Raw genomic sequence first — 26,970 nt, forward strand, 5'->3', positions numbered from 1 at the left:
CTTGCGGCTTTCTTAAATTTAGTTTGCACCTTTTGGCGCGCTGAAGGCAGTAAGTTTTGGTAGTTCACCTTTAAATTTTTCTATATTTACGAGTCCTGTGTGAGAGATATTACCATTGGCAAGTTTTGAAGTTGGTATATCCATAGTTAAAACATTTGCATTTCCACATTTGCAAAGTCCGTTTTCATTAGGATCATACCAAGCACCTTCGCAAAGTCTTACAACCCCTTGCATGATTTCATCACTTACAACCGCCCCTGCTAAAACTTCACCGCGTTTGTTAAACACACGCACTACATCGCCATTTTTTATTCCAAGTTTTTTTGCATCTTTGGAATTGATTAAAATCGGCTCTCTATCTTTTACTGCATAAGTATCTCTTAAGCTTGTGTGGCAAAGTTGAGAGTGCAAGCGATCTCTTGGGTGATTTGTAAGTAGGTGGAAAGGTGCTTCTTTGGTTGCATTTCCAAGCCATTCAATAGGCTCAAACCAAGTAGGGTGGGCTTTGCAATCATCATAATTATAATTTTTAATCGTTTCTGAGTAAATTTCAATGAGTCCTGAATCTGTACCCAGAGCATTTAAGATAGGATCTTCTATAAATTCTGAAAAACGAGTCCATTCTAAACTTTCAGCTGTTGGTTCAAAAGTGATTGGTTCATTTTTAGCCCAAAATTCTTCAAAACTTGGCATAGGAGTAGCAAAAGCTTCACCAAAACTTTGAGTTTGTTTTAGGGCGCTGTTGTAGTATTCTTTGATGAAATCTTTAGCTTTTTTGCCATTTTCTGTGTAGGCATTAAAGACATCTTTTCCATAAATTTTGCAAATATCAGAGAAAATTACATAATCATCTTTGCTCTCACCCACAGGCTCAACGGCTTGTTTCATAGGAGCTATATGCATATTTGAATAATCTCCTGTCATGGTAATATCATCTCTTTCGTAAGATGAAGTTACAGGCATGATAATATCTGCCATTTTAGCTGTTGGAGTCCAGTAAATTTCATTTACCACAACGGTGCGTGGTTTTCTCCATGCTTTTACATTAGTGTTGGTATCTTGATGATGCACTAAAGGATTTCCACCTACCCAGTAGATAAAATCAATATCAGGATAAGTGATTTTAGCACCATTATGATCTATGGTTTTTCCAGGATGAAGTAAAGCATCAGCGATTCTTGCTACAGGGAAAGAATAACTCGCTGCATTTTGAAGCCATTCTGCACCTTCGCTTGAAGCTTCTGCTTTGCTTAAGCCTTTAAATTTACCATTTTTCCAAATTCCTAAGCTACCTGCTGTCATACCACCGATCACTCCGCCTTTGCAAGTTGGAACACCGCCATTGCTATAATGGTAGCTTAGTCCAAAACCACCTCCTTTTGTGCCGATTTGTCCTAACATCGCACAAAGAGTAACTAGCATCCAGTGAGGCTGTTCTCCATGATGTGCTCTTTGCATACCCCAACCACTCATAATCATAGTAGGATTATCATAAAAAGTTTCAGCTAAATTTTTGATAGTTTTTTCATCGATACCACAAATTTTACTTGCCCATTTGGTATCTTTTTTAACTCCATCTTCTTTGCCTTCTAAATAGTCTTTAAATTTATCAAAGCCAGTGGTGTAAGTGTCTAAAAACTCGTAATTGACTTTTTTCTTAGTGATTAAATGGCTTGCCATACCCATCATTAAAGCCACATCGGTATTTGGGCGTGGAGCTATCCATTTGGCATTTAAAAATTTCGCTGTAGTGGTTTTTACAGGATCTATACAAATCACTTTGATTTTACTGTTTTTAAGTTTTTCAAAATACGCCAACCCTCTTTGTTCGTTTGAAGTCCAAGCTATGCGTAAAGTAGAAAGCGGATCAGCACCCCAAATCACAACATATTTAGAATCGCTTAAGATATTTTCCCATGAGGTTTGTTGCTCATAAACTTCAATCGATCCTACAACATAAGGCATAATCACTTGAGAAGCTCCTGTAGAATAGTCCCCTGTAGCTCCTACAAATCCACCTGTTACATTTAAAAATCTATGAAGCAAGATGCGTGAGTTTTGCATATTTCCACTTGATTTCCAGCCATAACTTCCACCAAAAATTGCACTTGCACCTTTGCTATCTCTTGTTTTTTTAAGTTCTTTGGCGATAAGTTTGATCGCTTCATCATAACTTACGCGAACAAACTCATCTTTACCACGAAGTTCAGGTTTAGGATTGTCAGGATTTTCAAGGTAGGATTTACGCACATAAGGGTATTTCACACGAGATTTATAAACCATATCAGCAGTGTAGTGCTGTAAAGGATTATCCATTTTTGTAACTTTTTCCCAAGGTTCACTTTTTACTATTTTGCCATCTTTTATAGTAAGTTTTAAAATCCCCCAGTGTGCTGCGGTGATCACTTCTCCATTTTTTACAAGTCCGAGGCTAACTTTTGAAGCTTCTACGGTTTTTCCTGCACTTAAGCTTGGAATGAGAGGTAAAGCACTTAAGCTCGCTCCAATTTTTAAAAATTTTCTTCTATCTAGCATGCTTTTCTCCTTATTTTGTTTTAAAATCTTTTGCGTTTTTTTGTAAGTATTCTATAACTAGCCATCTGTCTTTTTTATCAATACCTGTTCTATCAGCCATAGAACGGAAAATTGCAGGCCAAGCATTAGCTGTAAATTCTTTTTCTTTGTGGATAGCGTGGCAAATTCCGCAGTTATTTACAAAAAGCTCTTTGGCTCGATTTAACATTTCTTTATTGTCTTTGACAAATTCTTTTTTATCTGCCCAAATTTCAAGGCTTACCTTATCCCATTTGCCATTTTTTCCAGTTATTCTTTGAGAGAAATTTAATTTTGTATTTTTAGAAAAAGCTGCAACAATAATTCTTTGAGAGTCATTGAAATAAATCACAGAAGGTGCTTTAGGATTTACATAACCATCAATTTTTAGCAAAACCCTGTTATTTTCGCTTTTTAACACTTCAAAAGGATTTGTAGGTAAAAGTCTTCCTATGACTTTAGTATCATCTTTATTAAGATAAAGCGATACAACTTCATCAGTATAGGCGGTATTTTTTGCCCATAAACATGTCGCTAGGACAACAAAAGAAATGAAAATTTTTTTCATCACTAATTCCTTAATATAAATTTGATGTAAATGTATTTTAATACTATGCAATTTAATTATTACTTAATTGTATAATTTTTACTAAGATTACTTATTTTTGGTGCTTTAATATTATTCTTTATTGATATAATGAATTTGAGTTAATTATATTTTACTTATTGTTTTTTAGAAAAGATAAAACTTCAATTATAAAAAAAGTTTGTTTTGAGCTCAGATTAATACTTCTGAGCCCATTTTAATCTCGTTGAGTTTTAAGGTATAAGCTTTTTATAGCTTTATTTTTCCTCCCATTTTTAACTCTCATTTAGCAAAGTGCTTTTATATTTAAAGATTGATTGACTCCTTATCTTCTATATTAATAAATATTATATTAATAAAACTTAAATTATTATTAATATTTATATAATTTATAGCGGAATTATTGTTTTGTTATGTGAATAATTAATGTATTTTAGAATTTTTGCTAGTTGATTTCTTGAATCAAATACATTTTAAGGTGTGATAAAATTCAGGATTATTAAAAGTTGGAGGAAAAGGAACGCTAGCTCTAAATTCTTTATAGGTATTACCCGGGAGTGTGTCTATGATTTCTATAGTATAAGAAACACTTGTATTTTGCATTTTAGCGTTACGGATATTTTTATCATTGAAAATTTCACCTCCTACTTGTTGTTGGTTTAATATGCTAAGTATCAAATAGCATTTTTTGATTTCAAATTTAGTAAGATTTTGAACTTTTCCACTTACTATAACGCTTTCATGTCTTAGATCTCTTGTGTAGGTTAGTTTGCTAAGATCGGCTTGAGTGGTGAATTGATTGATTGTTAGAAAAATAGAATATATCAAAAGTGCGGTAAAAATAGTAGCTATGGTATAAGAAATCAAAGCCATTTCTTTCTGTTTGACTTTTAGAAAGATTAAAATACAAATCAAGGCAAAGCAAATAAGTAAAATGATAAAAGCTATAATATGAAAAATCGTAAAATGCATTAAAAACACTCCGAAACTAAGCGTATGGTATAGTTATTTTCATAGTTAAAATTTTCAAAAGCAATTCTTTGAACTTGGGTTGCGTTTTTCTTTAGATCTTTAATTTCTCTACTTTTTTGTCTAAAAGGGATAAATTTCTTTTTATATTCTTCTATGATATTATCATTAGGTATTTTATCTGCAAAAATTTTAGCTGTAATTTTACATTCTTTAAAATTATTTTTTGAATTATTTGTAATGTTAAAATCAACAATTAAATCATTTGAGCTTTGTATCATTTTTTGATCTGTAATAGCGATTTTTCGAGTTCTTACTTCATTGTCTATTAGTTTATACCCATAGATATAAACTAAAAAACAAATAATAATATCAAATGCAATAATAAAAAGTGCTGCTATAGGTCTATGGCGTAAAAATACACAAAGAAGTAAAACACAAGTGAAGAGAAAAAAAACTAATAAAATCAGCATATAATCTACTAAATATAAATGAGTAGTGTAAAAAAGCACGATTTCTCTTAGTTTCTCCACTTGTGTATCCTTTAGTTCATGTTGGCAGCACTTTGCTTTTTAGCATCTTTGGTATCAACCCAAATGTTTGGCACTGCTCCACCTGGAGTTAAGAAAATTTTAGCATCTTGATTGACTTTTAAAGCTTCATTAAATTCTTTTTGAGTTTCAATTTGTTTTAAATTTAGCAAAGGGGTGTTTAGGCTGTTTGCGATTTCTTTGTTAGAATAAGCTTGTGCATCTGCTTCTATTTTAACAGCCATAGCTTTACCTTTGGCGCTGATTATGGTTGCATTTGCTTCCCCTTCAGCTAAAGCAGCTTTTTTTAAGGCTTCTTGATTAGCTCTTTCTACTTCATATTTAGTTCTTTCAGCCTCTTGTTTTGCAATTTGCACGCGTTCGATTTGTTCTTTTACTTTTGAAGGTAAAATAATTTCTCTAAGTTGTACAGCGCGAAGTTCTACAGGTTCATTTGGTTGGGCTTCTATGGTTTTTCTTATACCTTCTTCTATTTGAGTGGCTATTGTATTACGATTAGTAGGAAGTTCTTCGGCTGTGTATTTTCCTACAACACTTCGCACTACATCACGAACAACTGGATCGATAATTTTATTTTCCCAATTTAAGCTCCAAGTAGCTATAGTTTGAGGAACTTGCAAAGGATTTAAGCGGTATTGTACTGTAACATCAATAGATACAGGCAATCCACGAGAGTCAAGTACAGAAATACTATTTTTATTAATAACACCTGAACCTGAAGATAAATTTTCATTACTTCCCTCTATAGAAGCATAGTTGATTTGTCTTACTCTAGTATCGATTATGGTTATTTTTTGTACAAAAGGTAAGAAAAAGTGAAGTCCTGGTTCTAATGGATTTGGGTCATATTTACCTGTTGTTGATTTAATCCCCATTTCCCCAGAATTTATCACCATAAAAGGTTTTGCAACGATTAAAAATAAGATAATAATAATCACCCCATAAACAAATGGAGAGAATTTTCCAAAACCTTTAAAATTAAATTCTGGTGCTTTGAAATTGAAATTTTGACGGTTGTTGTTTCCGTTATTGTTAGAATTTCCATTTTTTTTATTGAAATAATCATTCAAATCAGCTGGCATTTATTTCCTTTTTTAAATATAAGTTAGCATAGATGCGTATTTTTCATTGCGTCCATAAACTACATCAAAATAAGCATCTTGAAGTTTTTTAGTTACAGATCCTCTTAAACCATTTCCTATTATTCTTGCATCAATATTATTAATAGGTGTGATTTCAGCGGCTGTTCCGGTAAAAAATGCTTCATCAGCAGTATAAACTTCATCTCTTGAAATTCTTTGGCGAAGCACAGTAATACCAAGATCATGAGCGATTTTAAGCACTGTATCTTGAGTAATGCTTTTTAAAGAAAAATCATTTGGAGGTGTGATTAAAACCCCATCTTTTACAATAAAGAAACATTCTCCTGTTCCTTCTGCGATAAAACCTTCTTCATCAAGCATCAAAGCTTCTTCATAGCCTGCTTCAATAGCTTCAAATTTTGCAATTTGAGAGTTAAGATAATTCGCACTTGCTTTAGCTTTTCCCATGCATGATTTAACACTATTTCTTGCAAAAGACGAAATTTTTACTTTTATACCTTTTTCTAAACCTTCTTCTCCAAGGTAAGCACCCCATTCCCAAGCTGCAATCCCAACTCTTACAGGAGCTTTTATATGATAAAGTCCCATAACTCCATCGCCTAAGAAAATCAAAGGGCGGATATAGACATTGCTTTTAAAATTGTTTGCTTTTAAGAGTTCAATTTGTGCATTTTCAAGCTCTTTTTGAGAAAAAGGACAATTTAAAAGAGTAATTTTTGCAGACTCTAAAAGTCTTTTGGTGTGATCTTCAAGTCTGAAAATTGCTAAGCCTTTATCTGTTTTATAGGCTCTAGTTCCTTCAAAAACAGCATTGCCATAATGCAAAGAATGGGTTAAAAAGTGCAAAGTTGCATCTTTAAAATCAACTAATTTTCCATCCATCCAAATTTTATCTGCTGAGATCATTTTTTTACCTTTTATAGTTGTTTATTTCTTAAAAAATATTATTTTAAGAATAAATCGGGATTTTATCAAAAATATACTAATAATAAGCTTTTATTAAATTAAGCTTTTTTGTTAAAAAAAATATTAGGTATTTTTTGAAATAATTATGAAAAATTATCGTTAAAAAAGGAGAAATTATGCCATTAGTAAATATCAAATTAGCAAAGCCGTCTTTAAGCAAGGAGCAAAAAGCGGAACTTATAGCTGATATTACCGAACTTTTAAGCACGAAATATAATAAAAGTAAAGAAAGAGTTGTTGTGGTTTTAGAAGATGTGGAAAATTATGACATAGGCTTTGGCGGAGAAAGTGTAGAAGCTATCAAAGCAAAGGCAAGTAAATGAGTTTAAATATAGGAGATAAGGCACCTCAATTTGAGCTTTTAAATCAAGATGGGGTAAAAATAGCATTAAAAGATTTTATTGGCAAAAAGGTGATTTTGTATTTTTATCCAAAAGATAATACCCCAGGTTGCACTACAGAAGCTTGTGATTTTAGTGCAAATTATGATAAATTTGGTGGTAAAAATGCGGTGATTATTGGTATCAGTCCTGATAGCGTGGCAAGTCATGAAAAATTTATCTCTAAATTTGATTTAAAACATATTTTACTTAGCGATAGTGAAAAAGAAGTTGCTAAAGCTTATGGAGCTTTGGGGCTTAAGAAAAATTACGGAAAAGAATACGAAGGTCTTATTCGTTCTACTTTTGTTATCGATGAAACAGGTAAGATTGCTCAAATTTATAGTAATGTTCGTGTAAAAGATCATGCTTTAAAAGTGCTTGAAAGTCTTTAATGCTAGTACATATTTGTTGTAGCGTGGATAGTCATTATTTTATTGAAGAACTTAGAAAGACTTATCCTGATGAAAAAATTATAGGATACTTTTATGATCCAAATATCCATCCTTTAAGCGAATACGAACTAAGATTTTTAGATGTAAAAAGATCTTGTGATAAACTTGGTATTAAGCTTTATAAAGGTGAGTATGAGTATGAAAAATGGCTTAATGCTGTGCGTGGTTATGAAGATGAGCCTGAAAAGGGTGCAAGGTGTGAAATTTGCTTTGATGTAAGAATGGGATCTAGTGTTAAATTTGCTGCTAAAATAGGAGAAAAAAAGCTTACTACTACGCTTTTAACCAGCCCTAAAAAAGATTTAGAACAGTTAAAAAATGCTTTACAAAAAGAATGTGAGCCTTATGGAGTAGAGTTTTTAGCTCCTGATTTTCGTAAAAATGGCGGCACTCAAAGACAGTTTGCTTTAGCAAAAAAGGAAATGCTTTATCATCAAAACTATTGCGGCTGCATTTATGGGCTTAAAAAACAAAAACAAGATAAGAATTTTATTGATGAATTAATGTCTTCTGTAAATAAGCAAATTTTACCTGTAAGTATAGAAGCAAGAATAGCTCTTTATAAAAAAGTAGTTTTATGGGAAAAAAAAGGTATAAAATTTGAAATTTTAAGAGAGAAATTTTTAAATTATCGTCTTTTAAGTGCTTTGATAAAATTAGATAAAAAGCCCGTTAAATCTCATATTTTATTTTATTCGCATTTTAAAAACGCTTATACAAGATTTTCTTTGGATGAGGAAAATTTAAAACAAAATTTAAAAGAAGGCTTTTATAGAAGTACTAAAGATGAAATAGTTTTAGTGGAATTTTGGCGTTTTAATGCATTTTTTAAAAACAAATGGAAAAATTTTGAAGATTTTTTAAAAAAACCTTTAAGTGTTCAAGCAGAAATTAAATGGCGTAATAAATTGTTTGGAACTTATAATCTTAGTCCTATTATCATCCTTGAAAATATTTTACCTTCAAGATATGAAGTGATAGCAAAAAGTGAAATTTATCATGATAATCAAGAGGTGCTTGTAAAAATTTAAGAAATTTATTAAGAAAAACTTTTTTGTTAATATAATTTTTAATGATTTTTTTATATAATAAAATTTTTAATTGTTTTCAAGGTTAATTTAATAATGATAGATGTAATGCAAATTCAAGAAATCTTACCACACCGTTATCCTTTTTTACTAGTAGATAAAATTACAGAATTAAAAGTTAAAGAAGTGGTGCTAGGATATAAAAACATCAGTATAAGTGACCATGTTTTTATGGGACATTTTCCAGGGCATCCTATTTATCCTGGAGTTTTGATTTTAGAAGGTATGGCTCAAACAGGTGGAGTTTTAGCTTTTGAAAGTATGGAAGATAAAGTGGATCCAAAAAGTAAAGTAGTTTATTTCACAGGCATAGATGGAGCAAAATTTAGAAATCCTGTGCGTCCTGGAGATAGGCTTGATTATGAAATGAGCGTGGTTAAAAATCGTGGTAATATGTGGATTTTTAAAGGGCAAGCTTTTGTAGATGGAAATTTAGTTGCAGAGGCCGAGCTTAAAGCTATGATAGTGGATAAATAATGAAAAAAATTCATCCAAGTGCGGTGATTGAAGAGGGTGCACAACTTGGTGACGATGTTGTAATAGAAGCTTATGCCTATGTAAGCAAAGATGCTAAAATAGGTAATAATGTTGTCATCAAACAAGGTGCTCGAATTCTTTCAGATACAACTATAGGTGATCATTCTCGTGTATTTTCTTATGCTATAGTAGGCGATATTCCTCAGGACATATCTTATAAAGAAGAGCAAAAAAGCGGTGTTGTTATAGGAAAAAATGCAACTATTAGAGAATTTGCAACGATAAATTCAGGTACAGCTAAAGGAGATGGTTTTACTCGTATAGGCGATAATGCTTTTATTATGGCTTATTGTCATATTGCTCATGATTGTCTTTTAGGTAATAATATTATTTTAGCTAATAATGCAACTTTAGCAGGACATGTAGAGCTTGGAGATTTTACAGTTGTAGGCGGGCTTACACCTATTCATCAATTTGTCAAAGTAGGTGAGGGTTGTATGATAGCAGGAGCAAGTGCACTTTCTCAGGATATAGTACCGTTTTGTTTAGCAGAAGGAAATCGTGCAAGTATTAGAAGTTTAAATTTAGTAGGTATTCGTCGTCGTTTTGATAAAGATGAAGTAGATAGACTTAGCAGAGCTTTTAAAACTTTATTTAGACAAGGAGACTTAAAAGAAAATGCTAAAAATTTGCTTGAAAATCAAGAAAGTGAAAATGTTAAAAAAATGTGTCATTTTATATTAGAAACAAAGCGTGGAATTCCTGTCTATAGGGGTAAAAATAATGCCTAGAAAATGTAGTTTTTGCAATGAAGTGGAGAATCCACAAAGAAGAATTTTAGCAAATGAAAATGATGATGCTTTTATTTGTGAATATTGCGTTGAAGGTGCTTATAGTATTATTTATGGAGAAGAAAAAGAATTTAAAGAACCTAAACAAAGTCATAATACAGAATTTAAAGATATCACTCCAAAAGAATTAAAAGCTTATTTAGATCGTTATGTCATAGGACAAGATAGAGCTAAAAAAGTTTTTAGTGTTGGAGTATACAATCATTATAAAAGACTTTTTAAAGCTGAACTTCAAGATGATGATACAGAGCTTTTTAAGTCAAATATTTTACTTGTTGGGCCAACAGGAAGTGGAAAAACTTTATTGGCGCAAACTTTAGCTAAATTTTTAGATGTACCTATAGCAATTTGTGATGCAACTTCTTTAACTGAAGCAGGATATGTAGGTGAGGATGTAGAAAATATTTTAACACGTCTTTTACAAGCTGCAGATGGAGATGTGCAAAGAGCTCAAAAAGGTATAGTTTTTATTGATGAGATTGATAAAATTGCCAGAATGAGTGAAAATCGTTCTATTACTCGTGATGTAAGTGGAGAGGGTGTGCAACAAGCTTTACTTAAGATTATCGAAGGAAGTTTGGTAAATATTCCACCAAAAGGGGGGAGAAAACATCCAAATCAAGAGTTTATACAAATTGACACTTCAAATATTTTATTTGTTTGTGGTGGAGCTTTTGATGGTTTGGAAACTATCTTAAAAAGAAAACTTGGAGATAAAGTTGTAGGTTTTTTTGATGATGCAAAAGAAGAAAATAAAGCTTTACTTGAGAAAATTGAACCTGATGATTTGGTTCATTTTGGTTTGATTCCTGAGCTTATAGGTCGTTTGCATGTGATTGCATCTTTAAATGAGCTTAATGAAGAAGATATGGTAAGAATTTTAACTGAACCTAAAAATGCCATTATTAAGCAATATCAAAAGCTTTTTGCTATTGATGGGGTAAATTTAAAATTTGAAGAAGATGCTCTAAGAGCTATCGCACAACTTGCATTGGAGAGAAAAACAGGGGCTAGGGGGCTTAGAAGTATTATAGAAGAAATGATGGTAGATTTAATGTTTGAGTTACCAGAGTATAAAGACTATGATATTGTAATAACCAAAGAAGTTGTTAAAGACAATGCAAAGGCATTATTAATAAAAAGAAAAATAAGTTAAAAAGGATAGAAATGATATTAGATCAACTTATAGGATTTTTTTCTAGTGATATGGGGATTGATTTAGGAACAGCTAATACGCTAGTTTTGGTAAAAGATAAGGGTATAGTGATAAATGAGCCTTCTGTTGTGGCAGTTGAAAGAGAAAGGTATGGTTCCAAAGCAAAAATTTTAGCCGTAGGTAAAGAAGCTAAAGATATGGTGGGAAAAACTCCAGGCAATATCGAAGCTATTCGTCCTATGAAAGATGGCGTGATTGCAGATTTTGATATGACTGAAAAAATGATCCGCTATTTTATAGAAAAAACACACCGTAGAAAAAGTTTTTTACGCCCTAGAATTATCATTTCTGTTCCTTATGGTTTAACTCAAGTAGAAAGAAAAGCGGTAAGAGAAAGTGCTTTAAGCGCAGGTGCAAGAGAGGTATTTTTGATTGAAGAGCCTATGGCAGCAGCTATTGGTGCAAGTTTACCTATACAAGAGCCTAAAGGAAATTTGGTAGTAGATATAGGGGGTGGAACTACTGAGATTGGAGTGATTTCTTTGGGTGGACTTGTGATTTCAAAGTCTATTCGTACGGCTGGAGATAAGCTTGATATGAGTATAGTTAATTATGTAAAAGAAAAATACAATCTTATCATAGGTGAAAGAACAGGCGAAGAGATCAAAATCACTATAGGTTCAGCAATACAACTTCCAAAAGAGCTTTCTATGGTGGTAAAAGGACGCGATCAAGTAAGTGGACTTTTAAGTCGTATTGAACTTACAAGCGAAGATGTAAGAGAAGCGATGCGTGAGTATTTAAAAGAAATTGCTGATGCTTTAAAAATGGTTCTTGAAATGATGCCGCCTGATTTAGCAAGTGATATAGTAGAAAATGGTGTAGTTTTAACAGGTGGCGGAGCATTGATTCGTGGTCTTGATAAATACTTAAGTGAAATTGTACGTTTGCCAGTTTATATCGCAGATGAACCGCTTTTAGCTGTAGCAAAAGGAACAGGTAAAGCTTTAGAGGAAATTTCATTATTGCAACAATTAACCAATGAAGAATAAGATTTTTTATGTTCTTGTCTTAGCCTTTTTGGTTTTTATATCTTTTTATTATGGAGGACTTATTAAGCAAAATGTTCTCCGTGTTAATGATTTTGTTATAGGTAATTTTTATAATATTAAAGATTATTTGGGAGAAAAAATTTCAGAACACTTTAATCAAGCAAATCAAATTCAGCAACTAAAAGCTAGAAATAAAGAATTAGAAGATATTGCTGTAAAGGTAACTAGTTTTGCAAATCAATTAAATCGTATTTTAGAGGATCAAAATTCTACAAAATATTTACCTCAAGTTTCTTTAACTAGAGTTATTTCTTATGTTCAATTGAATGATTATAAAAAATTATGGTTAGATTGGAGCAAAATTCCCGTTGGTAAAAACCGTGGTTTGATATATCAAGGATATACTGCAGGTATAGCTATTAATAAAAATGGTAGAGCAATGGCTCTTTTACAAGGTGATGATCAGTGTGTTTTTTCTGTTTATATAGGAAAATCCAAAGCTCCAGGTTTAATCCAGGGTGAAGATGGCAGGATTGTGGTTAAATTTATTCCAAAATGGGCAAAAATTAATACCGGAGATGAAATTTTAACAAGTGGACTTGATAATATTTTCTTTTCAGATATACCTGTCGGTATTGTGAATAGAGTTAATGATGAAGATATGTATCAAAGTGTAGAAGTAAAGCCTTATGTTAAGATTAGTATTCCTGCTTATTTATATGTAGTTGATAATTTATAAGTCAAGGATTAGACTTTTTAAAAATTTTCTATATTTTTGCTAATTATTATAACTTTGTTTAATGCTAAAAATTTTGTTAAATTATCAAATAAATGTTTATAATTGAATGAGAATTTTATAAAAAATCTTAAATTTCTTTATGTATTATTTCCTAGATTAAAAGCAGAGTGTTTATTTTTTAAAATTATATCGATAATTTCAAAGTTTATAAAACTAATTTTTGTTATAATCAGCCCAAATTTATGCTCTTAGGAAAATTTATGCCAAAACGAACAGATATTAAAAGCATTTTACTTATAGGAAGTGGTCCTATTGTGATAGGACAAGCTTGTGAATTTGATTATTCTGGAACTCAAGCCGCAAAGACTTTAAAAGAATTAGGATATCGTGTAGTATTAATCAACTCAAATCCTGCAACCATCATGACAGATCCCGAATTTGCAGATGCGACTTATATAGAACCCATAACAAAAGAAAGTATTTTAAGTATTATTAAAAAAGAAAAAATTGATGCAATTTTGCCAACTATGGGTGGACAAGTAGCGTTAAATGTTGCTATGGAAGTTTATGAAAGCGGACTTTTAGGAGATGTGAAATTTTTAGGCGCAAATCCTGAGGCGATTAAAAAAGGCGAAGATCGTCAGGTTTTTAAAGAATGTATGAAAAAAATTGGCATGGATTTGCCAAAATCGATGTATGCGTATAATTATGACGAAGCTTTAAAAGCCGTAGATGAAATCGGCTTTCCTTTGATGATCCGTGCTTCTTATACTTTAGGGGGTGCTGGAAGTGGTGTGGTTTACAATATGGACGAATTTAAAGAACTTACCAATACTGCTTTAGCTTTATCACCTATTCATGAAATTTTGATTGAAGAAAGTTTGTTAGGTTGGAAAGAATATGAAATGGAAGTTATACGCGATAGAGCGGATAATTGTATCATAGTTTGTAGCATAGAAAATATCGATCCTATGGGAGTTCATACAGGAGATAGTATTACAATAGCTCCAGCATTAACTTTGACAGATAAAGAATATCAAGTTATGCGTAATGCTTCTTTTGCTATTTTGCGTGAAATTGGTGTAGATACAGGCGGAAGTAATGTGCAATTTGCTATCAACCCAAAAAATGGAAGAATGATAGTTATAGAAATGAATCCAAGAGTTTCAAGATCAAGTGCTTTAGCTTCTAAGGCAACGGGTTATCCTATAGCAAAGGTTGCGACACTTTTGGCAGTAGGTTTTAGCTTAGATGAGATTAAAAATGATATTACAGGAACTCCTGCATCTTTCGAGCCTGTGATTGATTATATTGTAACAAAAATTCCTCGCTTTACCTTTGAAAAATTTCCAGGAGCAAATACAACTTTAGGTACAGCTATGAAAAGTGTGGGTGAGGTAATGGCTATAGGACGCACTTTTAAAGAAAGTATACAAAAAGCACTTTGTTCGCTTGAGCGTTCTTTAAGTGGTTTTGATAGGGTAAAATTTGAAGATAGAAATGATCTTGTTTTTAAAATTCGCAATGCCAATGAAAAGCGTTTACTTTATGTTGCTCAAGCTTTTAGGGAAGGTTTTAGCGTAGAAGAACTTTATGAGCTTTGTAAAATAGATCCTTGGTTTTTAACACAGATTAAAGAAATTGTAGATTTTGAAGAACAAATTGATATGGATATTTTAAACAATAAGGCTCTTTTGAGAAAAGCAAAAACTATGGGCTTTTCAGATAAAATGATAGCCTTGCTTGTAAATTTGAAAGATAATTTAGAATTAAGCCAAAATGATATTTATTATGTAAGAATGAAGCAAAAAATCATCGCAGAATTTAGTGAAGTGGATACTTGTGCGGGTGAATTTGAAGCCTTAACTCCTTATCTTTATTCAAGTATCAATGTAAGCGAACTCACTCAAAGTAAAAACGATGCTAAGGATAAAAAAGAAAAAAAAGTGATGATTATAGGTGGGGGGCCAAACCGTATAGGACAAGGTATAGAATTTGACTATGCTTGCGTACATGCTTCTTTTGCGCTTAAAGATATGGGTATTAAAACTATTATGTATAATTGTAATCCTGAAACCGTTTCGACTGACTATGATACAAGTGATATTTTGTATTTCGAGCCTATTGATTTCGAACATTTAAGAGCGGTGATTGAGCGTGAAAAACCTGATGGAGTGATTGTGCATTTTGGTGGACAAACTCCTTTGAAATTTGCTAAGCGTTTAAGTGCTTTTGGAGCTAAGATTATAGGTACTAGCGCAAGAGTAATTGATATGGCAGAAGATAGAAAGAAATTTGCCGAATTTATTACAAAGCTAGGTATCAATCAGCCAAAAAATTCTACTGCAACAAGCGTAGAAGAAGCGGTTCTTAAGGCTAGTGATATAGGGTATCCTGTGCTTGTAAGACCAAGTTATGTTTTAGGTGGGCGTGCGATGCGCGTGGTAAATGATGAGGCTGAACTTAGACTCTATATGCAAGAAGCTGTGGATGTAAGCGATAAAAGCCCTGTTTTGATCGATCAGTTTTTAGACAATGCTACAGAAATTGATGTTGATGCGATTTGTGATGGCAAAGATGTTTATGTTGCAGGAATTATGGAGCACATAGAAGAAGCAGGAATTCATTCGGGTGACAGTGCTTGTTCTTTGCCGCCTTGCAATATCGATGAAAAAATGCAAGAATTTATTGCACAAAAAACCGCAGATATTGCTTTAAATTTGGGAGTTGTAGGACTTTTAAATATACAATTTGCTTTACATAATAATGAGCTTTATATGATAGAGGTAAATCCTAGAGCTAGTCGTACCATACCTTTTGTTAGTAAAGCTACGGGTATTCCTTTAGCAAAAGTGGCAACGCGTGTGATGTGGCAAGGAAATTTAAAAGAAGCTTTAAAATTTTATGATACTTTTAAAGTGGTTAATTTTGATACTAAAATTTTACGCCCTAAAACTCCAAAATATATGAGCGTGAAAGAAGCAGTATTTCCATTTGCAAAACTTAGTGGAAGTGATTTAGAATTAGGTCCTGAAATGCGTTCAACGGGTGAAGTTATGGGTATAAGCAAGGATTTTGCAAATTCTTATGCGAAAAGTCAAATTGCATCGTTTAATCATCTTCCAGAGCAAGGCGTGGTATTTATCTCCTTAAAAGATAAGGATAAAAAATATACCAAAAAAATCGCTGCAGAATATGTAAAGCTTGGCTTTAAGCTTATGGCAACAGGGGGAACTTGCAAGGAAATTTTAGAAAGTGGTTTTGAGTGCGAACTTGTACATAAAATTTCAGAAGGACGCCCCAATGTTGAAGATAAATTGAAAAATGGAGAAATTCACTTAGTTATCAATACAAGCGATAGTCACAGTTTTAAAGGCGATACGAAAAAAATTCGTGAAAATATTATTCGTTTTAAAATACCTTATTTTACAAATTTACGATCAGCTTTAGCAGGTGCAAAATCGATTAAAGCTATACAGAGTAAATCTTGCCTAGATGTAAAGAGTTTGCAAGAGTGGCTTAAATCTTGATTTATTTAGCTCAAACAGATACTACGGTAGGATTTTTAAGTAAAAATTTAGAAGAGATTAATGCTTTAAAAGGTAGAGATAAAAATCAGCCTTGCTTAATCACTTCTGCGAAATTTTGCGAGTTAAAAAGTTTAGCAAGAATTCCAAAATCTTTTAAAAATTTAGTACGTCGTTCTAAAAAAACAACTTTTATTTATCCAAATAATCAGGCTATTCGTATTGTGAAAGAGTGTAAACATGCGAATTTTTTAAGTAAAAATGGCTATTTTTATTCATCTTCGGCAAACAAGCATGGAAAAGAATTTGATGAAAAATGGGCTAGAAGTGTTGCTGATATAATACTTGATGAGAAATTTTTCGAAAATATCCCATCAAAAATATTAAAACTTTCAAAGAATAAAATGATAAAAATACGTTAATTAAAGAGCTTTTAAAATATCTTCAAAAGCAATACAAAATTGCTCTATGCCATCGCTTAATAAATCATTGCAAGCTTTTTCTCGTTCGCTTTGAGAAATGATTTGATTAAGTTCTGTATAAATTTCAAAATTCATTAAAGGTTTTTTAAAATCCATTTTTCCTTTAAATGCCTCTATTGCATCAAGAGGAGCAGTATTAACAGAATTCTCAAAAAGAAGTTCTTTGATATAATAGTCTTTTGGCAGATCATCTCCTTTAACTCCAGTACTTGCAAACAAGGCGCGAATATTAGGTTCATTTTTTGAGTAGATATTGTTATAAGCTAAATTTGCATTTAAAATTCCAATACGATTTTGCTCTTTGGCTTTAGGATTTAAAAGTCTATCAAAACGACTTACAAAAATACTTACAACAGCTTGTGGTGTTCTAGTATTTTGTTCTTTTAAGGCTATATTGTTTTTTCTAAATTCGACTAAACCTGCATTTAAAGCTTCAAAACATTTTTGACTTTGTTCAAGAGAAAAAATTAAGGTAGCATTGACGCTAATACCATTTTTCATAAGTTCATACATTACTTCATAAGAAGCTTTTGTAGCTGGAATTTTAATCATTACATTTTCTTTGCTAATAGCACTATAAAGTCTTTTAGCTTCGCCTAAACTAAGAGTCGTGTTATCATGAAGTCTTGGATCTATTTCAATACTTATAAATCCATCGTTTTTTTGATAAAAAAGAGGAGCTAATTTATCAGCTGCTTTTTGAATATCAGAAATTGCTAATTCTTCATAAATATCTTTTGTTTTTTTTCCTTTTAATTTAAGAATTTTATCTTTATAAATTGGAGAATTTAAAATAGCATTTTTAAAAATAGCAGGATTTGAAGTAGCGCCATTAATTCCATGTGATAATAAATTTAAAAATTCATTATCTAAAAAACTATTTTCTATAAAATCACACCAAAGAGAAAAATTTTTCATTATATTACCTTTATTATTTCTTTTAAGTCTTTTATATCTATGCAAATATCAGCTTGAGAACGTAAAATTTCTTTAGCACAAAATGCAATCTTTAATCCACTTTCGTTAAACATTGCCAAATCATTTGCCCCATCGCCAACACACATCACTTCATCTGTTTTCAAATTTAAAAAGCTTTTTAATCGTTGTAGCATTAAGCCTTTTGAATTTGAAAACATCATTTCCCCACCAACTAGCCCTGTTAAAATGTCATTTTTATGATGCAGATAATTTGCAAAACCGAGGTTAATTCCAAGTTTTTGCATAGCAGGATTTATGCCTTCATGAAAACCACCGCTAAAAATAACAATTTGTATATTTTTAGATTTTAAATATTGGATAAGTTCATGTGCTCCACGCATTAGTGGAAGTGTGCTACTTAATTCTAAAACTTTTTTATAAGACATACCTTTTAAAAAGCTTACTCGTTTTTGAAGACTTTCGAAAAAATCAAGTTCTCCAGTCATAGCATGGCGGGTAATTTCGCTTGTTTGATTACCCTTGCCATGCGCTGTAGCTAAAATATCGATGGTTTCACCATCCATTAAAGTAGCATCAAAGTCAAAAACACAAAGTTTAATCATTAAAATTCGCGCTTAAGCAAAGCTTCTACTTTGAGTATAGTTAAGATATTTTCATCTCTTTTTCCTATACCATAAATCATACCTTTGTCTTTAACTAAAGTTTCAGGTGGTGGATCGATTCTGTTTCTGTGAATTTTAATTGCTTCAGTTAATCTATCTATAACAAAACCAGCATTTCCTCCAACTCCAGTTCCATTTGTCTCACCTCTTAAAACAATATATCTTGTTTGAGGTGTCATTTTAGAACTTCCTAAATGAAAGCGTTGAGCTAGATCAATGAGCGGCATAACATTACCACGCATATTAAAAACCCCTAGAACATAATCAGGTACACTAGGAACTCTAGTATATTCTATAGGTTTGATGATTTCTTGTATATTAAGAATTGGAATCGCATATTCCTCATCTCCAACTACAAAGCCAACAAGTTGGATGATATCATCTTCTCTTTGATCGACATCAGGACCAGCCATCTGAGTTTGCTGTTTTTGCAAAATTTGCTCTAATTTTTCATTACTCATATTCTTATCCTAGTTTCAAATTTTTTCTAACCACATTTTCCAAGTATTCTGGAGAATAAGGTTTAGTGATATATTCAGTCATACCCACTTCAACACCTCTTAAACGGTCAGTTTTACTTGTTCTTGAAGTAACTGCTATCAATGGTAAGTTGCGATATTTAGAATACTTTCTAATTTCACCAGCTAAGGTGTATCCATCCATTCTTGGCATTTCGATATCTATAAGCATTGCATCAATATCATGTTCGCCAGATTTTATAATATTCAATGCTTCAACACCATTTGTTGCTTCGATTAAACTAACTCCTAGCGGTTCTAAAGCTTTTTGCATTAAAGTTCTATCCATTTTAGAATCATCTACAATTAAGACTTTATAGTCACTTGGTTGTTCTTTAGGTTTTTTGGCACTTGATTCTAATTGCGCTTTAATATCAACTTTAATTTCTTTGGCCATATCCATCATAGCACCTACATCAATGATTAATGTCACTCTACCATCACCACGGATTGTAGCTCCTGCTATACCTTGGATATTTTGTAAATAATCACCCATAGATTTAATAACTATTTCTTCTTGTCCTACAAGAGTATCTACTATAATACCAAGCTTGCTTTCTGCTACCCCTATAACAACGACATAAGTTTGATCACCGCTTTCAAGGACTTGTTTAACTCCAAATACATCTGAAAGTCTCACAAGAGAAAGCACTTCATCTCTTAAGCGTAATACATTTTTACCTTCGATAGTATAGATATCATCAATTGGCACTCTAACTGTTTCAAGAACGCTTGCAAGTGGAATTGCATAGAATTCCTCTTGAGTTCCTACAAGTAAAGATTGAATGATTGCCAAGGTAAGAGGAATTTTAAGTTTAAATGAACTTCCTTTGCCTAACTCACTATCAATTTCAATTACCCCATTAAGTTTTTCGATGTTGGTTTTAACAACATCCATTCCTACACCACGACCTGAAACATTTGTTACTTTAGCTGCAGTTGAAAAACCAGGCTTGAAAATCAAAGCAAAAGCTTCTTTGTCTGTCATTTGATCTGCTTCTCTTTCGGTAATCAAATTTTTCTCTATAGCTTTTGCTTTTAAGCCATTTGGATCAAGTCCTTTACCGTCATCTGTAATTTCTACAACGATGTGATTGCCTTCATTATAAGCTTTAAGTTGTACTATACCTTTTTCAGGTTTTCCATTTGCTGCACGAGTTGCTGGATCCTCAACACCATGATCACATGAATTTCTAATCATATGCATGATAGGATCGCCAATTTCCTCTACGATAGATTTATCAAGTTCAGTTTCTTCACCTGTAATTTCAAGTTCTATTTGCTTTCCTAATTCACGACTTAAATCACGAACAACTCTTGGGAATTTATTGAAAACTTTTGCTATAGGTTGCATTCTTGTTTTCATCACAGCAAGCTGAACATCAGTTGTAATAATACTTAATTGACTTACAACCTGATTAAGTTCTTCAAGGAATTTTTCTCCTTCATAACGCTCTTCAACATCATCGTAAATTTTAAGCAAACGGTTTTTGCCTAAAACAAGCTCTCCAATTAGATTCATTAAGTGATCTAATCTTTTTACCTCCACGCGTATGGTTTGATCCATACTGCTAGCATTACTACCTGAAGCAGGAACTTTTTTCTCTCCACTTTCCGTAGGTTTATTTGCTGTATTGTTAGTCGGTTTAGGTGCCGCATTTGTTGTTTGTTTCTTTTGTGCGCGACGAGCTTGATCTTCAGCTTTTCTAACTTTTAAAAGTCTTTCTATTTCAGCTTCAACTTCAGAATCACTTAATTGATTAACATCTACTTCAGGTTCTGGAGTAGCTATTTCTTGTTTTGGTGCTTCTAGTTCTGCTTGTGGAATAGATTTTTCATTTGAATCTGTTGCCACAACAGGAGACTCTCCCTCTGAAATAGCTGTTAATCTTGCGCAAATTGGTTCTATATCCATACCAATAGCAGTATCGTTGCCATTATCACGAATGGAATTAAGTAAAGTTTTCATTCTATCAATAGACTCTAAAACCACATCCATGATATCTGGAGTTATTTTTAACTCGCCATGTCTTGCTTTGTTTAAAACATCCTCCATGTGGTGAGTTAACTTTGTTAAAACATCAAAATTTAAGAAGCTTGATGATCCTTTAACCGTATGTGCAACACGGAAAATTCTATTTAATAATTCTAAATCTTCTGGATTTGATTCAAGCTCTACTAAATCATGGTCGATTTGCTCAACAAGCTCAAAAGCTTCAACCAAAAAGTCTTCAAGTATTTCTTGCATATCTTCCATATTTTACCCCTGTTCTTGAGATTGATGTTTTTTAATAACCTTTGCAATTTCATTGAAGAAATCGCTAGCGTTAAATTTGACAAGATAGCCTTCTCCACCAGCTTCTTGAACACCTTTCTCATTCATAAATTCATTTGATAAAGATGAGTTAAAGACTATAGGAATATCTTTAAATCTTGGATCTTCTTTAATGCGTGCAGCAAAGTGGAAACCATCCATTTGTGGCATTTCGACATCGCTTACTATAATTTTTAAAGTATCGTTTAAACTTTCACCATAAATTTGGCTTAATTCTTCTAATTTGTTTATGCCCTCTACGCCGTCCTTAGCTTCAACAACTTGAAAGCCCATCTGTTGCATCATTTCTTTGACGCGTTTTCTAGCAGTCATGCTGTCATCAAGTATAAGTGCTGTTCCAGTAAATTTTTCTATTTTTCCAAAATCTATATCTGTTTTTGGAGCGTAAATTCCTAAATCTTCAACAACACTTTCAAGATCTAAAATTAGCAACACTTCATCATTTTCAATGCGTGTTACACCTGTAATTTTACCTTTATCTAAAGCACCTGATCCTGTAGAAAAAGTTGCTGGTTCTATATCTTTCCAGTTTATTCTACGAATTCTTTTTGCTTCGTGAACTATAAAACCAATAAGAATATTGCTAAATTCAGTAATAATAACTCTAGGTTTTAGCATAGTGCTTTCTGGCTCAGTGATTTGCATCCATTTGGCAAGATTGACTACAGGTATAACCACTCCACGAAGATCAAAGATTCCTTCGATGTAATCAGGTACACCTGGAAGTTCTGTAAGGCTTGGGATTTTTATAATCTCCCTTACCTTAGAAACATTTACACCATAAATTCCTTCATAGACTTTATCGTGCCCTTGCTTAAAGATACGGAAATCGACAAGCTCCATTTCATTTGAACCCGTTTTCACGATATTTTCATCAAACATTTTGACCCCTCAATTTCTGTTCTCGAAATTTGATTTCTTGCTGATATTCTACTACAAAAAAACTTCTCTCATATGCAAAACTAGCTAAGTTAAGATATTTAATGTTTTCTTTGTTGATTTGATGATTTTGATGATAGTGTCCTTCACATACCCAAAATCCTAAATTTTCATATTTTTCATATCTTTTTTTCGCTAAATTTTCAAAATCTTTTATTTGATAAAAAAGGTTTTTTTTGTTTTGATTTTGAAGAATTTTATTTGAAATAAAATTACGAGTAATAATATTTAAAAAATTCAAAAATACAAGCAAATAATGATTTCTTAATGTTTTCAGAGTAAATTGTAAAAGAGGTGGTAAAAAAATATCTCCGTGAGCTAATTTTATAAAAGCACTATTTAAAACAAGATTATTACCTTTACTTGTATGCAAATTAAGCTTTATGGGCTGCTCTTGTAAGTTAAAAATTTTTACCCTTTTAAAAAAACAAGAAAGATTAAAATCATGATTGCCTTCTAAGTAGATAATTTCAATTTTTAAGGCCAATTCTTCTAAAAGTTCTATGTAAGGTTTAGCAAATTCATGTGTAGCAGAGATTTCGCCTATAAGCAAATCGAAAATATCACCTATAAGTATGAGTTGAGGGGTGGAAATTTTACCTTTTTTTAAGGCTTGTAAAAATTCCCAAAATCCCTTTCTTTGTTCATTTTCATGAGCATCTGCGATTAAAATCGCTCCATTTTGTAGTAAAATTTTTTATCCTTAAAATTTCAAAGGCTCATAATTTATAGAAAGGATTTCAAATTCACTTTCACCTTTTGGCAAACGCACTTTAAAATCATCTCCTTCTTTTTTTCCAAGCATAGCTTTTGCTATTGGAGATGCGATGGAAATATAACCCTTATCTAAATTTCCTTCGCAAATTCCTACTAGAGTATATTTGCTTTCTTTTTCTGTATCCAAATCCATGATCACAACACTTGAACCAAATTTCACACTATCGTGCTCATAGCTTGAAGGATCGATCACTTGAGCTCTTGCTAGCAAGTCACTAAGCTCTGCAATACGACTTTCTATCAAAGCTTGCTTTTCTCTTGCAGCATGGTATTCAGCATTTTCTTTCAAATCCCCATGACTTCTTGCTGTATCGATTTCTATTACAACGGCAGGGCGTTGATTGTCTTTTAAATCTTTTAATTCTGCGGCTAACTTATCATAGCCAAATTGACTCATTGGTTCTTTTTGCATGATTTATCCTTTTATATTTCGTTTAGGATTTTTGCTAAATTTTTAGCACTTCCAAATTGTAAATATTCTTTTAAAAAATCAACTTTAGCAAAAAATGCCTTATAATCATATTTATTGTAAGCTTCATATAAATTTAAAACATTGACTTTATCTTGTAAAAATTCAGGATTTAAAGCTTCTTTTCCAGCGAAATCACAAAAAATATTTGCAAGTCCTATATGTTTTAATTTTACAAAAAGTTTTGCGATAAAAATATCGATAGCCTTTGCCTTATAAGCAAGAACAAAAGGAGTTCCCACTAAAGCTGCTTCTAAAGTAGCTGTTCCACTACAAATAAAGGCAAAATCAGCTTTTTTAAGCACTTTTGGAGTGTTACTTTCTATCTTAAATTCGCTAATATCACCATAAACTTCTAATTTTTCAAGATTAAATGAGGGAACGCAAAGAATTTTTTTACCCTTAAATTTTTGAGAAAGTTCTTTAAAAATAGGCATTAAACGCCTAATTTCACTACGCCTTGAACCTGGTAAAAAGGCTATAGTTTTTTCATCATCTTTTTTTGAAAATGTATGATTAATGTCTTCTTGATTTTTAAATTCTTTTATCTCATCTAAAAGCGGATGGCCTATATAGGTGCTTTTGTTAAAAAATTGATTATCAAAGGGCAAAATAGAAGCTAAAATATCAAAATGACTTTCTATGATAGGTATGCGACCTTTTTTCCACGCCCAAACTTGAGGCAAGATATAATAAATGCGTGGAATTTTACTGCCTGCTTTTTTTAAAGCTTTAGCAAAAGGTATGTTAAAAGCGGGTGAATCTATACATAAAATCCCATTTATTTTTTGAGTAAAGCTTAAATTTGCAAGTTCTTTTATAGCTTTTTTTGCTTTGAAAATCAAAGGTAAAACTTCTATAAAACCCATAGCACTAAATTCATGTGAGCTATAAAGTGGTTTAGAATTTAAATCAAATTCTTTGCATAAACTCTCATCATAAATCCCATGAAGTTCAAATTCACCAAAATCTTTTTTATAAGCTTTTAAAACTTCTTTTAAATGCAAATTTGCTGAAGGCTCTAAAGCACAAACTAAAAAGGTTTTCAAAAAATTTCCTTATCAATATTTTAAACATTTTATCTTATTTTGGCTTAATTAAAAGAAGTTATGCAAGAATACACGCTAAAAAGCGTGTATGAAGGTTTATTCTCTCCAGCCGTATTTTTTAAAAATTTCTTTAGCTTCCTTAGAACTTAAATAAGCAATAAAATCTTGTGTTTCTTTGCTCGCACCTTCTTTAGCTATCACATTAAAAGTTCTATAAACAACCAAATCTTTTTCTATAGCTACGGCAGTTCCTATGTCAGGATTGCTTTTTGACCAGTCAATCCAAGTGATCCAAGCATCGGCTTGATCTTGTGCGAAAAGCTTTCTTGCACTTCCACTATTTGGAACAAAGGCCACGATATTGTTTCTAAAATTTTGTATGGTTTTTATATCTTGAGTTCTACCTATCATATCTTCCCAAACTCCAGTTCCAGAAGTATTGCTCTTTCCAGCACCTTCAGGCACAACGATTCTTACTTTTTTATTAGCCAAATCTTTTAAACCTTTGATTTTTAAAGGATTGCCTTTTTGAGTAAGTATGATGGCTTCTCTAAAATATAAAGGCTTGATTTTACTCACATTAAAATCTTTTCCAAAATCACTCGCTATAGCTAAAGCCGATTGATCTGAAGCGCCAAATAAAATATCTGCATCTTTTTTAGCCTTTTCAAACCAAGTCGCTTGAGGGCCAAAATTTACATTTACTTTAACGCCTGTTTTTTCGCTATATTTGTTTGCTATATCTTTTAAGGCCGTGTGTGGGCCACCTGGTCCGTAAAGGTTTACATCTGCATTTGCCATACTAAAAGCTAAGGCACATGCACCAAATAAAGTAATAATTTTTTTCATAGTATTTCCTTTTATGATAAATTTTTATTGATTGAAGGTAAGATTTTAGAAATTGTATGTTAATAAATAGTTATAATGTAACAAAAATATTATTAAAATCTAACTTTTGCTTGGTATTTTTGCAAGCAAAAGTTAAAATTGTTATTGATGCTTCTTTTTAGCGCTAAAATGACATAAAGTAGAACAAAGTATACAAAGAATACAAGCACTAAGGAGCATGATAAGACCAGCATTCCAACTACCATAGTAATCCACAGCCCAACCTATGCTTTTGTTCCAAGTGAAGCGCCGACTACATAACTCATAAAGCCATGAAGTCCTACACAAGATCCTACTGCAAAAGCAGGAACGACTTCCATAGTTTGCATACTTGCTAAAAATTGTGGTATATAGACTAAACACCCCGCCATAGCTGCAAAGAAAATAACCATATAAAGATTATTTGAAGTAAAATATCCAATAATCATAAAGAAAATAATCACCATGGCGCCTATAGCAGGAGGCATTCTATAGCCTTTAAAAATTTTATCTGAAATATATCCTGCAAGTAAAGTAGAAGGTATAGCAGCCCATTCAAAAAGCCAAAAGGCAATACCTATTTGTTCTTTATTAAAGCCTTTTGTTTCTAGCAAGTAAATAGGAAGCCAAGAAATAAGCCCAAAACGCACCATATAAACAAAAGTATCCATCCAAGCCACATACCAAGCATTTTTGTTTTTAAGTACATAATGATAAAAAATTTCAAAACTGCTTAAATTTGGAGTTTCTATAGCTTTGATTTCTTCTGTTTTAATCCCTCGCATTTCATTGATTTCAGTAATATCAACCAAACCTTCATTTTTAGGATTTCCTTTAACTGCATAAAGCGCATAAAGACTAATGATAACTGCACAAGCAGCAGGAGTATAAAAATGATTCATGTGCCAATATGTTTCGTTAAAATTTGCCATACTCACACCCAATAATGCTGCCAAAGCAAAACCTGAAAGCGAAACTATAGGAGCAACTATCCCGCCTCCTATATTATGTGAGATATTCCAAACGGCCGTGTAAATTCCCCGCTCTTTTTTAGGATACCAGTTTGCAAGAGTGATAAAAGAAGGACCTACCCCCATACCTTGAAAAACCCCAAGCGCGATAACAAAACCTACATAAGCGTAAAAAGAATTTGAAAAACCAAGTAAAACATTTACAAGAGCACATAAAATAAGACCTAAAGCCATGATTTTTTAGGATCAGCTTTGTCGCTTATAACGCTCATTGCACCCTTGCTAATCCCGTAAGCTATAAGCATTGAGCCTGTGATTGTTCCGATGTCTGATTTACTGAGATTAAGTTGATTTTGTATAAATGGAGTTGAAAGAGTGATATTATTTCGCACAAGATAATATCCCATATATCCTATAAAAACCCCACTTAAACTCCAAGTTCTCATTTTGTAATATCTAGGTAAAATTTCCTAAAGAGGAAATTTAATAGCTTTTGCCTTAGGTTTGAA

Annotated in this window: 27 protein-coding genes; 10 read left to right on the top strand and 17 right to left on the bottom strand. The window is 32.1% G+C overall.

From position 1 onward, the window contains the following. Positions 1-18 precede the first annotated feature (18 nt). The 6 genes from FBF20_RS01270 to ilvE all read right to left on the bottom strand — a co-directional run bounded on the left by FBF20_RS01270 (position 19) and on the right by ilvE (position 6,668). On the bottom strand, positions 19-2,535 hold the full coding sequence (locus tag FBF20_RS01270; RefSeq protein ID WP_002875096.1) for a molybdopterin guanine dinucleotide-containing S/N-oxide reductase: 2,517 nt from the start codon (positions 2,533-2,535) through the stop codon (positions 19-21). A 10-nt stretch (positions 2,536-2,545) separates the two neighbouring features. Next, positions 2,546-3,121 (bottom strand): cytochrome c3 family protein, encoded by a 576-nt coding sequence (locus FBF20_RS01275; RefSeq protein WP_002851702.1) that lies wholly within the window; start codon positions 3,119-3,121, stop codon positions 2,546-2,548. Between the two features lie 480 nt (positions 3,122-3,601). Next, positions 3,602-4,111 carry a DUF2393 family protein gene (locus FBF20_RS01280; protein WP_002864577.1) on the bottom strand — a complete coding sequence of 170 codons (510 nt, stop codon included), beginning with the start codon at positions 4,109-4,111 and terminating at the stop codon, positions 3,602-3,604. Continuing rightward, entirely contained in the window at positions 4,111-4,641 is a 531-nt protein-coding gene (locus tag FBF20_RS01285) for a DUF2393 domain-containing protein (protein ID WP_002858737.1), read from the bottom strand. Before FBF20_RS01285 ends, FBF20_RS01280 begins: the two co-directional genes overlap by 1 nt. A gap of 11 nt (positions 4,642-4,652) precedes the next feature. Further along, positions 4,653-5,741: a prohibitin family protein gene (locus FBF20_RS01290; RefSeq protein ID WP_002858687.1), complete on the bottom strand. Its 1,089-nt coding sequence runs from the start codon at positions 5,739-5,741 to the stop codon at positions 4,653-4,655. 12 nt (positions 5,742-5,753) lie between these two features. Next, positions 5,754-6,668, bottom strand: coding sequence for a branched-chain-amino-acid transaminase (gene ilvE / locus FBF20_RS01295; RefSeq protein WP_002851928.1), 915 nt, complete (start codon positions 6,666-6,668; stop codon positions 5,754-5,756). Between the two features lie 176 nt (positions 6,669-6,844). Here ilvE and FBF20_RS01300 point away from each other — a divergent pair, with 176 nt between their 5' ends. The 10 genes from FBF20_RS01300 (at position 6,845) to FBF20_RS01345 (ending at position 16,875) form a co-directional block, all read left to right on the top strand. Beyond that, entirely contained in the window at positions 6,845-7,051 is a 207-nt protein-coding gene (locus FBF20_RS01300; RefSeq protein ID WP_002851942.1) for a 4-oxalocrotonate tautomerase family protein, read from the top strand. Next, the gene (bcp, locus tag FBF20_RS01305) at positions 7,048-7,503 is read left to right on the top strand and encodes a thioredoxin-dependent thiol peroxidase (RefSeq protein ID WP_002854561.1); all 456 of its coding nucleotides are present in this window, start codon (positions 7,048-7,050) and stop codon (positions 7,501-7,503) included. Before FBF20_RS01300 ends, bcp begins: the two co-directional genes overlap by 4 nt. Continuing rightward, positions 7,503-8,594, top strand: coding sequence for an epoxyqueuosine reductase QueH (locus FBF20_RS01310; protein ID WP_002858664.1), 1,092 nt, complete (start codon positions 7,503-7,505; stop codon positions 8,592-8,594). Before bcp ends, FBF20_RS01310 begins: the two co-directional genes overlap by 1 nt. 93 nt (positions 8,595-8,687) lie before the next feature. Then, positions 8,688-9,128 (top strand): 3-hydroxyacyl-ACP dehydratase FabZ, encoded by a 441-nt coding sequence (gene fabZ / locus FBF20_RS01315; RefSeq protein ID WP_002857452.1) that lies wholly within the window; start codon positions 8,688-8,690, stop codon positions 9,126-9,128. After that, positions 9,128-9,919: an acyl-ACP--UDP-N-acetylglucosamine O-acyltransferase gene (lpxA, locus tag FBF20_RS01320; RefSeq protein WP_002851756.1), complete on the top strand. Its 792-nt coding sequence runs from the start codon at positions 9,128-9,130 to the stop codon at positions 9,917-9,919. The genes fabZ and lpxA overlap by 1 nt, the downstream gene beginning before the upstream one ends. Further along, the gene (gene clpX / locus FBF20_RS01325) at positions 9,912-11,135 is read left to right on the top strand and encodes an ATP-dependent Clp protease ATP-binding subunit ClpX (RefSeq protein WP_002864582.1); all 1,224 of its coding nucleotides are present in this window, start codon (positions 9,912-9,914) and stop codon (positions 11,133-11,135) included. Before lpxA ends, clpX begins: the two co-directional genes overlap by 8 nt. 11 nt (positions 11,136-11,146) lie before the next feature. Continuing rightward, positions 11,147-12,187, top strand: coding sequence for a rod shape-determining protein (locus FBF20_RS01330; protein WP_002851700.1), 1,041 nt, complete (start codon positions 11,147-11,149; stop codon positions 12,185-12,187). Continuing rightward, positions 12,177-12,926, top strand: coding sequence for a rod shape-determining protein MreC (mreC, locus tag FBF20_RS01335; protein WP_002864583.1), 750 nt, complete (start codon positions 12,177-12,179; stop codon positions 12,924-12,926). The genes FBF20_RS01330 and mreC overlap by 11 nt, the downstream gene beginning before the upstream one ends. Before the next feature lie 260 nt (positions 12,927-13,186). Beyond that, entirely contained in the window at positions 13,187-16,456 is a 3,270-nt protein-coding gene (gene carB, locus FBF20_RS01340) for a carbamoyl-phosphate synthase large subunit (RefSeq protein ID WP_002851917.1), read from the top strand. Beyond that, a complete protein-coding gene (locus FBF20_RS01345) occupies positions 16,453-16,875 on the top strand; it encodes a hypothetical protein (protein ID WP_002889707.1) in 423 nt (140 codons plus the stop codon). Before carB ends, FBF20_RS01345 begins: the two co-directional genes overlap by 4 nt. Here FBF20_RS01345 and FBF20_RS01350 read toward each other — a convergent pair whose 3' ends face one another. From FBF20_RS01350 to FBF20_RS08850, 11 genes are all read right to left on the bottom strand, one after another. Continuing rightward, on the bottom strand, positions 16,876-17,853 hold the full coding sequence (locus FBF20_RS01350) for a transaldolase (RefSeq protein ID WP_002874134.1): 978 nt from the start codon (positions 17,851-17,853) through the stop codon (positions 16,876-16,878). Next, a complete protein-coding gene (gene serB / locus FBF20_RS01355) occupies positions 17,853-18,476 on the bottom strand; it encodes a phosphoserine phosphatase SerB (protein ID WP_002851598.1) in 624 nt (207 codons plus the stop codon). Before serB ends, FBF20_RS01350 begins: the two co-directional genes overlap by 1 nt. Beyond that, entirely contained in the window at positions 18,476-18,997 is a 522-nt protein-coding gene (locus FBF20_RS01360; RefSeq protein ID WP_002826355.1) for a chemotaxis protein CheW, read from the bottom strand. Before FBF20_RS01360 ends, serB begins: the two co-directional genes overlap by 1 nt. A gap of 4 nt (positions 18,998-19,001) precedes the next feature. Next, complete coding sequence (locus FBF20_RS01365; RefSeq protein WP_002851649.1) at positions 19,002-21,311, bottom strand: chemotaxis protein CheW; 2,310 nt, start codon at positions 21,309-21,311, stop codon at positions 19,002-19,004. Positions 21,312-21,314: 3 nt separating this feature from the next. Next, positions 21,315-22,271, bottom strand: coding sequence for a chemotaxis protein (locus tag FBF20_RS01370; RefSeq protein ID WP_002851778.1), 957 nt, complete (start codon positions 22,269-22,271; stop codon positions 21,315-21,317). Continuing rightward, positions 22,264-23,022 (bottom strand): UDP-2,3-diacylglucosamine diphosphatase, encoded by a 759-nt coding sequence (locus tag FBF20_RS01375; protein WP_323468479.1) that lies wholly within the window; start codon positions 23,020-23,022, stop codon positions 22,264-22,266. The genes FBF20_RS01370 and FBF20_RS01375 overlap by 8 nt, the downstream gene beginning before the upstream one ends. A 9-nt stretch (positions 23,023-23,031) precedes the next feature. Further along, positions 23,032-23,517 (bottom strand): transcription elongation factor GreA, encoded by a 486-nt coding sequence (gene greA, locus FBF20_RS01380; protein ID WP_002858660.1) that lies wholly within the window; start codon positions 23,515-23,517, stop codon positions 23,032-23,034. A gap of 11 nt (positions 23,518-23,528) precedes the next feature. Beyond that, positions 23,529-24,623: a lipid-A-disaccharide synthase gene (gene lpxB / locus FBF20_RS01385; RefSeq protein ID WP_002858730.1), complete on the bottom strand. Its 1,095-nt coding sequence runs from the start codon at positions 24,621-24,623 to the stop codon at positions 23,529-23,531. 96 nt (positions 24,624-24,719) lie between these two features. Continuing rightward, complete coding sequence (gene peb3, locus FBF20_RS01390; RefSeq protein ID WP_002857286.1) at positions 24,720-25,472, bottom strand: AcfC family glycoprotein adhesin PEB3; 753 nt, start codon at positions 25,470-25,472, stop codon at positions 24,720-24,722. Positions 25,473-25,735: 263 nt separating this feature from the next. Beyond that, complete coding sequence (locus tag FBF20_RS01395; protein WP_002857303.1) at positions 25,736-26,695, bottom strand: MFS transporter; 960 nt, start codon at positions 26,693-26,695, stop codon at positions 25,736-25,738. After that, positions 26,686-26,907 (bottom strand): glycerol-3-phosphate transporter, encoded by a 222-nt coding sequence (locus FBF20_RS08850; RefSeq protein WP_002857419.1) that lies wholly within the window; start codon positions 26,905-26,907, stop codon positions 26,686-26,688. The genes FBF20_RS01395 and FBF20_RS08850 overlap by 10 nt, the downstream gene beginning before the upstream one ends. Positions 26,908-26,970: the final 63 nt, after the last annotated feature.

The sequence above is a fragment of the Campylobacter sp. CFSAN093259 genome (assembly GCF_012889985.1).
GTDB classification, from domain to species: domain Bacteria; phylum Campylobacterota; class Campylobacteria; order Campylobacterales; family Campylobacteraceae; genus Campylobacter_D; species Campylobacter_D jejuni.

Excerpts from the sequence above, each read along its gene's own strand:
- fabZ (WP_002857452.1), top strand. The coding sequence starts at position 8,688 with ATGATAGATGTAATGCAAATTCAAGAAATCTTACCACACCGTTATCCT.
- FBF20_RS01370 (WP_002851778.1), bottom strand. The coding sequence starts at position 22,271 with ATGTTTGATGAAAATATCGTGAAAACGGGTTCAAATGAAATGGAGCTT.
- carB (WP_002851917.1), top strand. The coding sequence starts at position 13,187 with ATGCCAAAACGAACAGATATTAAAAGCATTTTACTTATAGGAAGTGGT.
- ilvE (WP_002851928.1), bottom strand. The coding sequence starts at position 6,668 with ATGATCTCAGCAGATAAAATTTGGATGGATGGAAAATTAGTTGATTTT.
- FBF20_RS01395 (WP_002857303.1), bottom strand. The coding sequence starts at position 26,695 with ATGGCTTTAGGTCTTATTTTATGTGCTCTTGTAAATGTTTTACTTGGT.
- serB (WP_002851598.1), bottom strand. The coding sequence starts at position 18,476 with ATGATTAAACTTTGTGTTTTTGACTTTGATGCTACTTTAATGGATGGT.
- clpX (WP_002864582.1), top strand. The coding sequence starts at position 9,912 with ATGCCTAGAAAATGTAGTTTTTGCAATGAAGTGGAGAATCCACAAAGA.
- FBF20_RS01330 (WP_002851700.1), top strand. The coding sequence starts at position 11,147 with ATGATATTAGATCAACTTATAGGATTTTTTTCTAGTGATATGGGGATT.
- FBF20_RS01310 (WP_002858664.1), top strand. The coding sequence starts at position 7,503 with ATGCTAGTACATATTTGTTGTAGCGTGGATAGTCATTATTTTATTGAA.
- FBF20_RS01350 (WP_002874134.1), bottom strand. The coding sequence starts at position 17,853 with ATGAAAAATTTTTCTCTTTGGTGTGATTTTATAGAAAATAGTTTTTTA.
- FBF20_RS01270 (WP_002875096.1), bottom strand. The coding sequence starts at position 2,535 with ATGCTAGATAGAAGAAAATTTTTAAAAATTGGAGCGAGCTTAAGTGCT.
- FBF20_RS01360 (WP_002826355.1), bottom strand. The coding sequence starts at position 18,997 with ATGAGTAATGAAAAATTAGAGCAAATTTTGCAAAAACAGCAAACTCAG.
- peb3 (WP_002857286.1), bottom strand. The coding sequence starts at position 25,472 with ATGAAAAAAATTATTACTTTATTTGGTGCATGTGCCTTAGCTTTTAGT.
- FBF20_RS08850 (WP_002857419.1), bottom strand. The coding sequence starts at position 26,907 with ATGAGAACTTGGAGTTTAAGTGGGGTTTTTATAGGATATATGGGATAT.
- lpxA (WP_002851756.1), top strand. The coding sequence starts at position 9,128 with ATGAAAAAAATTCATCCAAGTGCGGTGATTGAAGAGGGTGCACAACTT.
- greA (WP_002858660.1), bottom strand. The coding sequence starts at position 23,517 with ATGCAAAAAGAACCAATGAGTCAATTTGGCTATGATAAGTTAGCCGCA.
- FBF20_RS01275 (WP_002851702.1), bottom strand. The coding sequence starts at position 3,121 with ATGAAAAAAATTTTCATTTCTTTTGTTGTCCTAGCGACATGTTTATGG.
- bcp (WP_002854561.1), top strand. The coding sequence starts at position 7,048 with ATGAGTTTAAATATAGGAGATAAGGCACCTCAATTTGAGCTTTTAAAT.
- FBF20_RS01290 (WP_002858687.1), bottom strand. The coding sequence starts at position 5,741 with ATGCCAGCTGATTTGAATGATTATTTCAATAAAAAAAATGGAAATTCT.
- FBF20_RS01365 (WP_002851649.1), bottom strand. The coding sequence starts at position 21,311 with ATGGAAGATATGCAAGAAATACTTGAAGACTTTTTGGTTGAAGCTTTT.
- mreC (WP_002864583.1), top strand. The coding sequence starts at position 12,177 with ATGAAGAATAAGATTTTTTATGTTCTTGTCTTAGCCTTTTTGGTTTTT.
- FBF20_RS01280 (WP_002864577.1), bottom strand. The coding sequence starts at position 4,111 with ATGCATTTTACGATTTTTCATATTATAGCTTTTATCATTTTACTTATT.
- FBF20_RS01300 (WP_002851942.1), top strand. The coding sequence starts at position 6,845 with ATGCCATTAGTAAATATCAAATTAGCAAAGCCGTCTTTAAGCAAGGAG.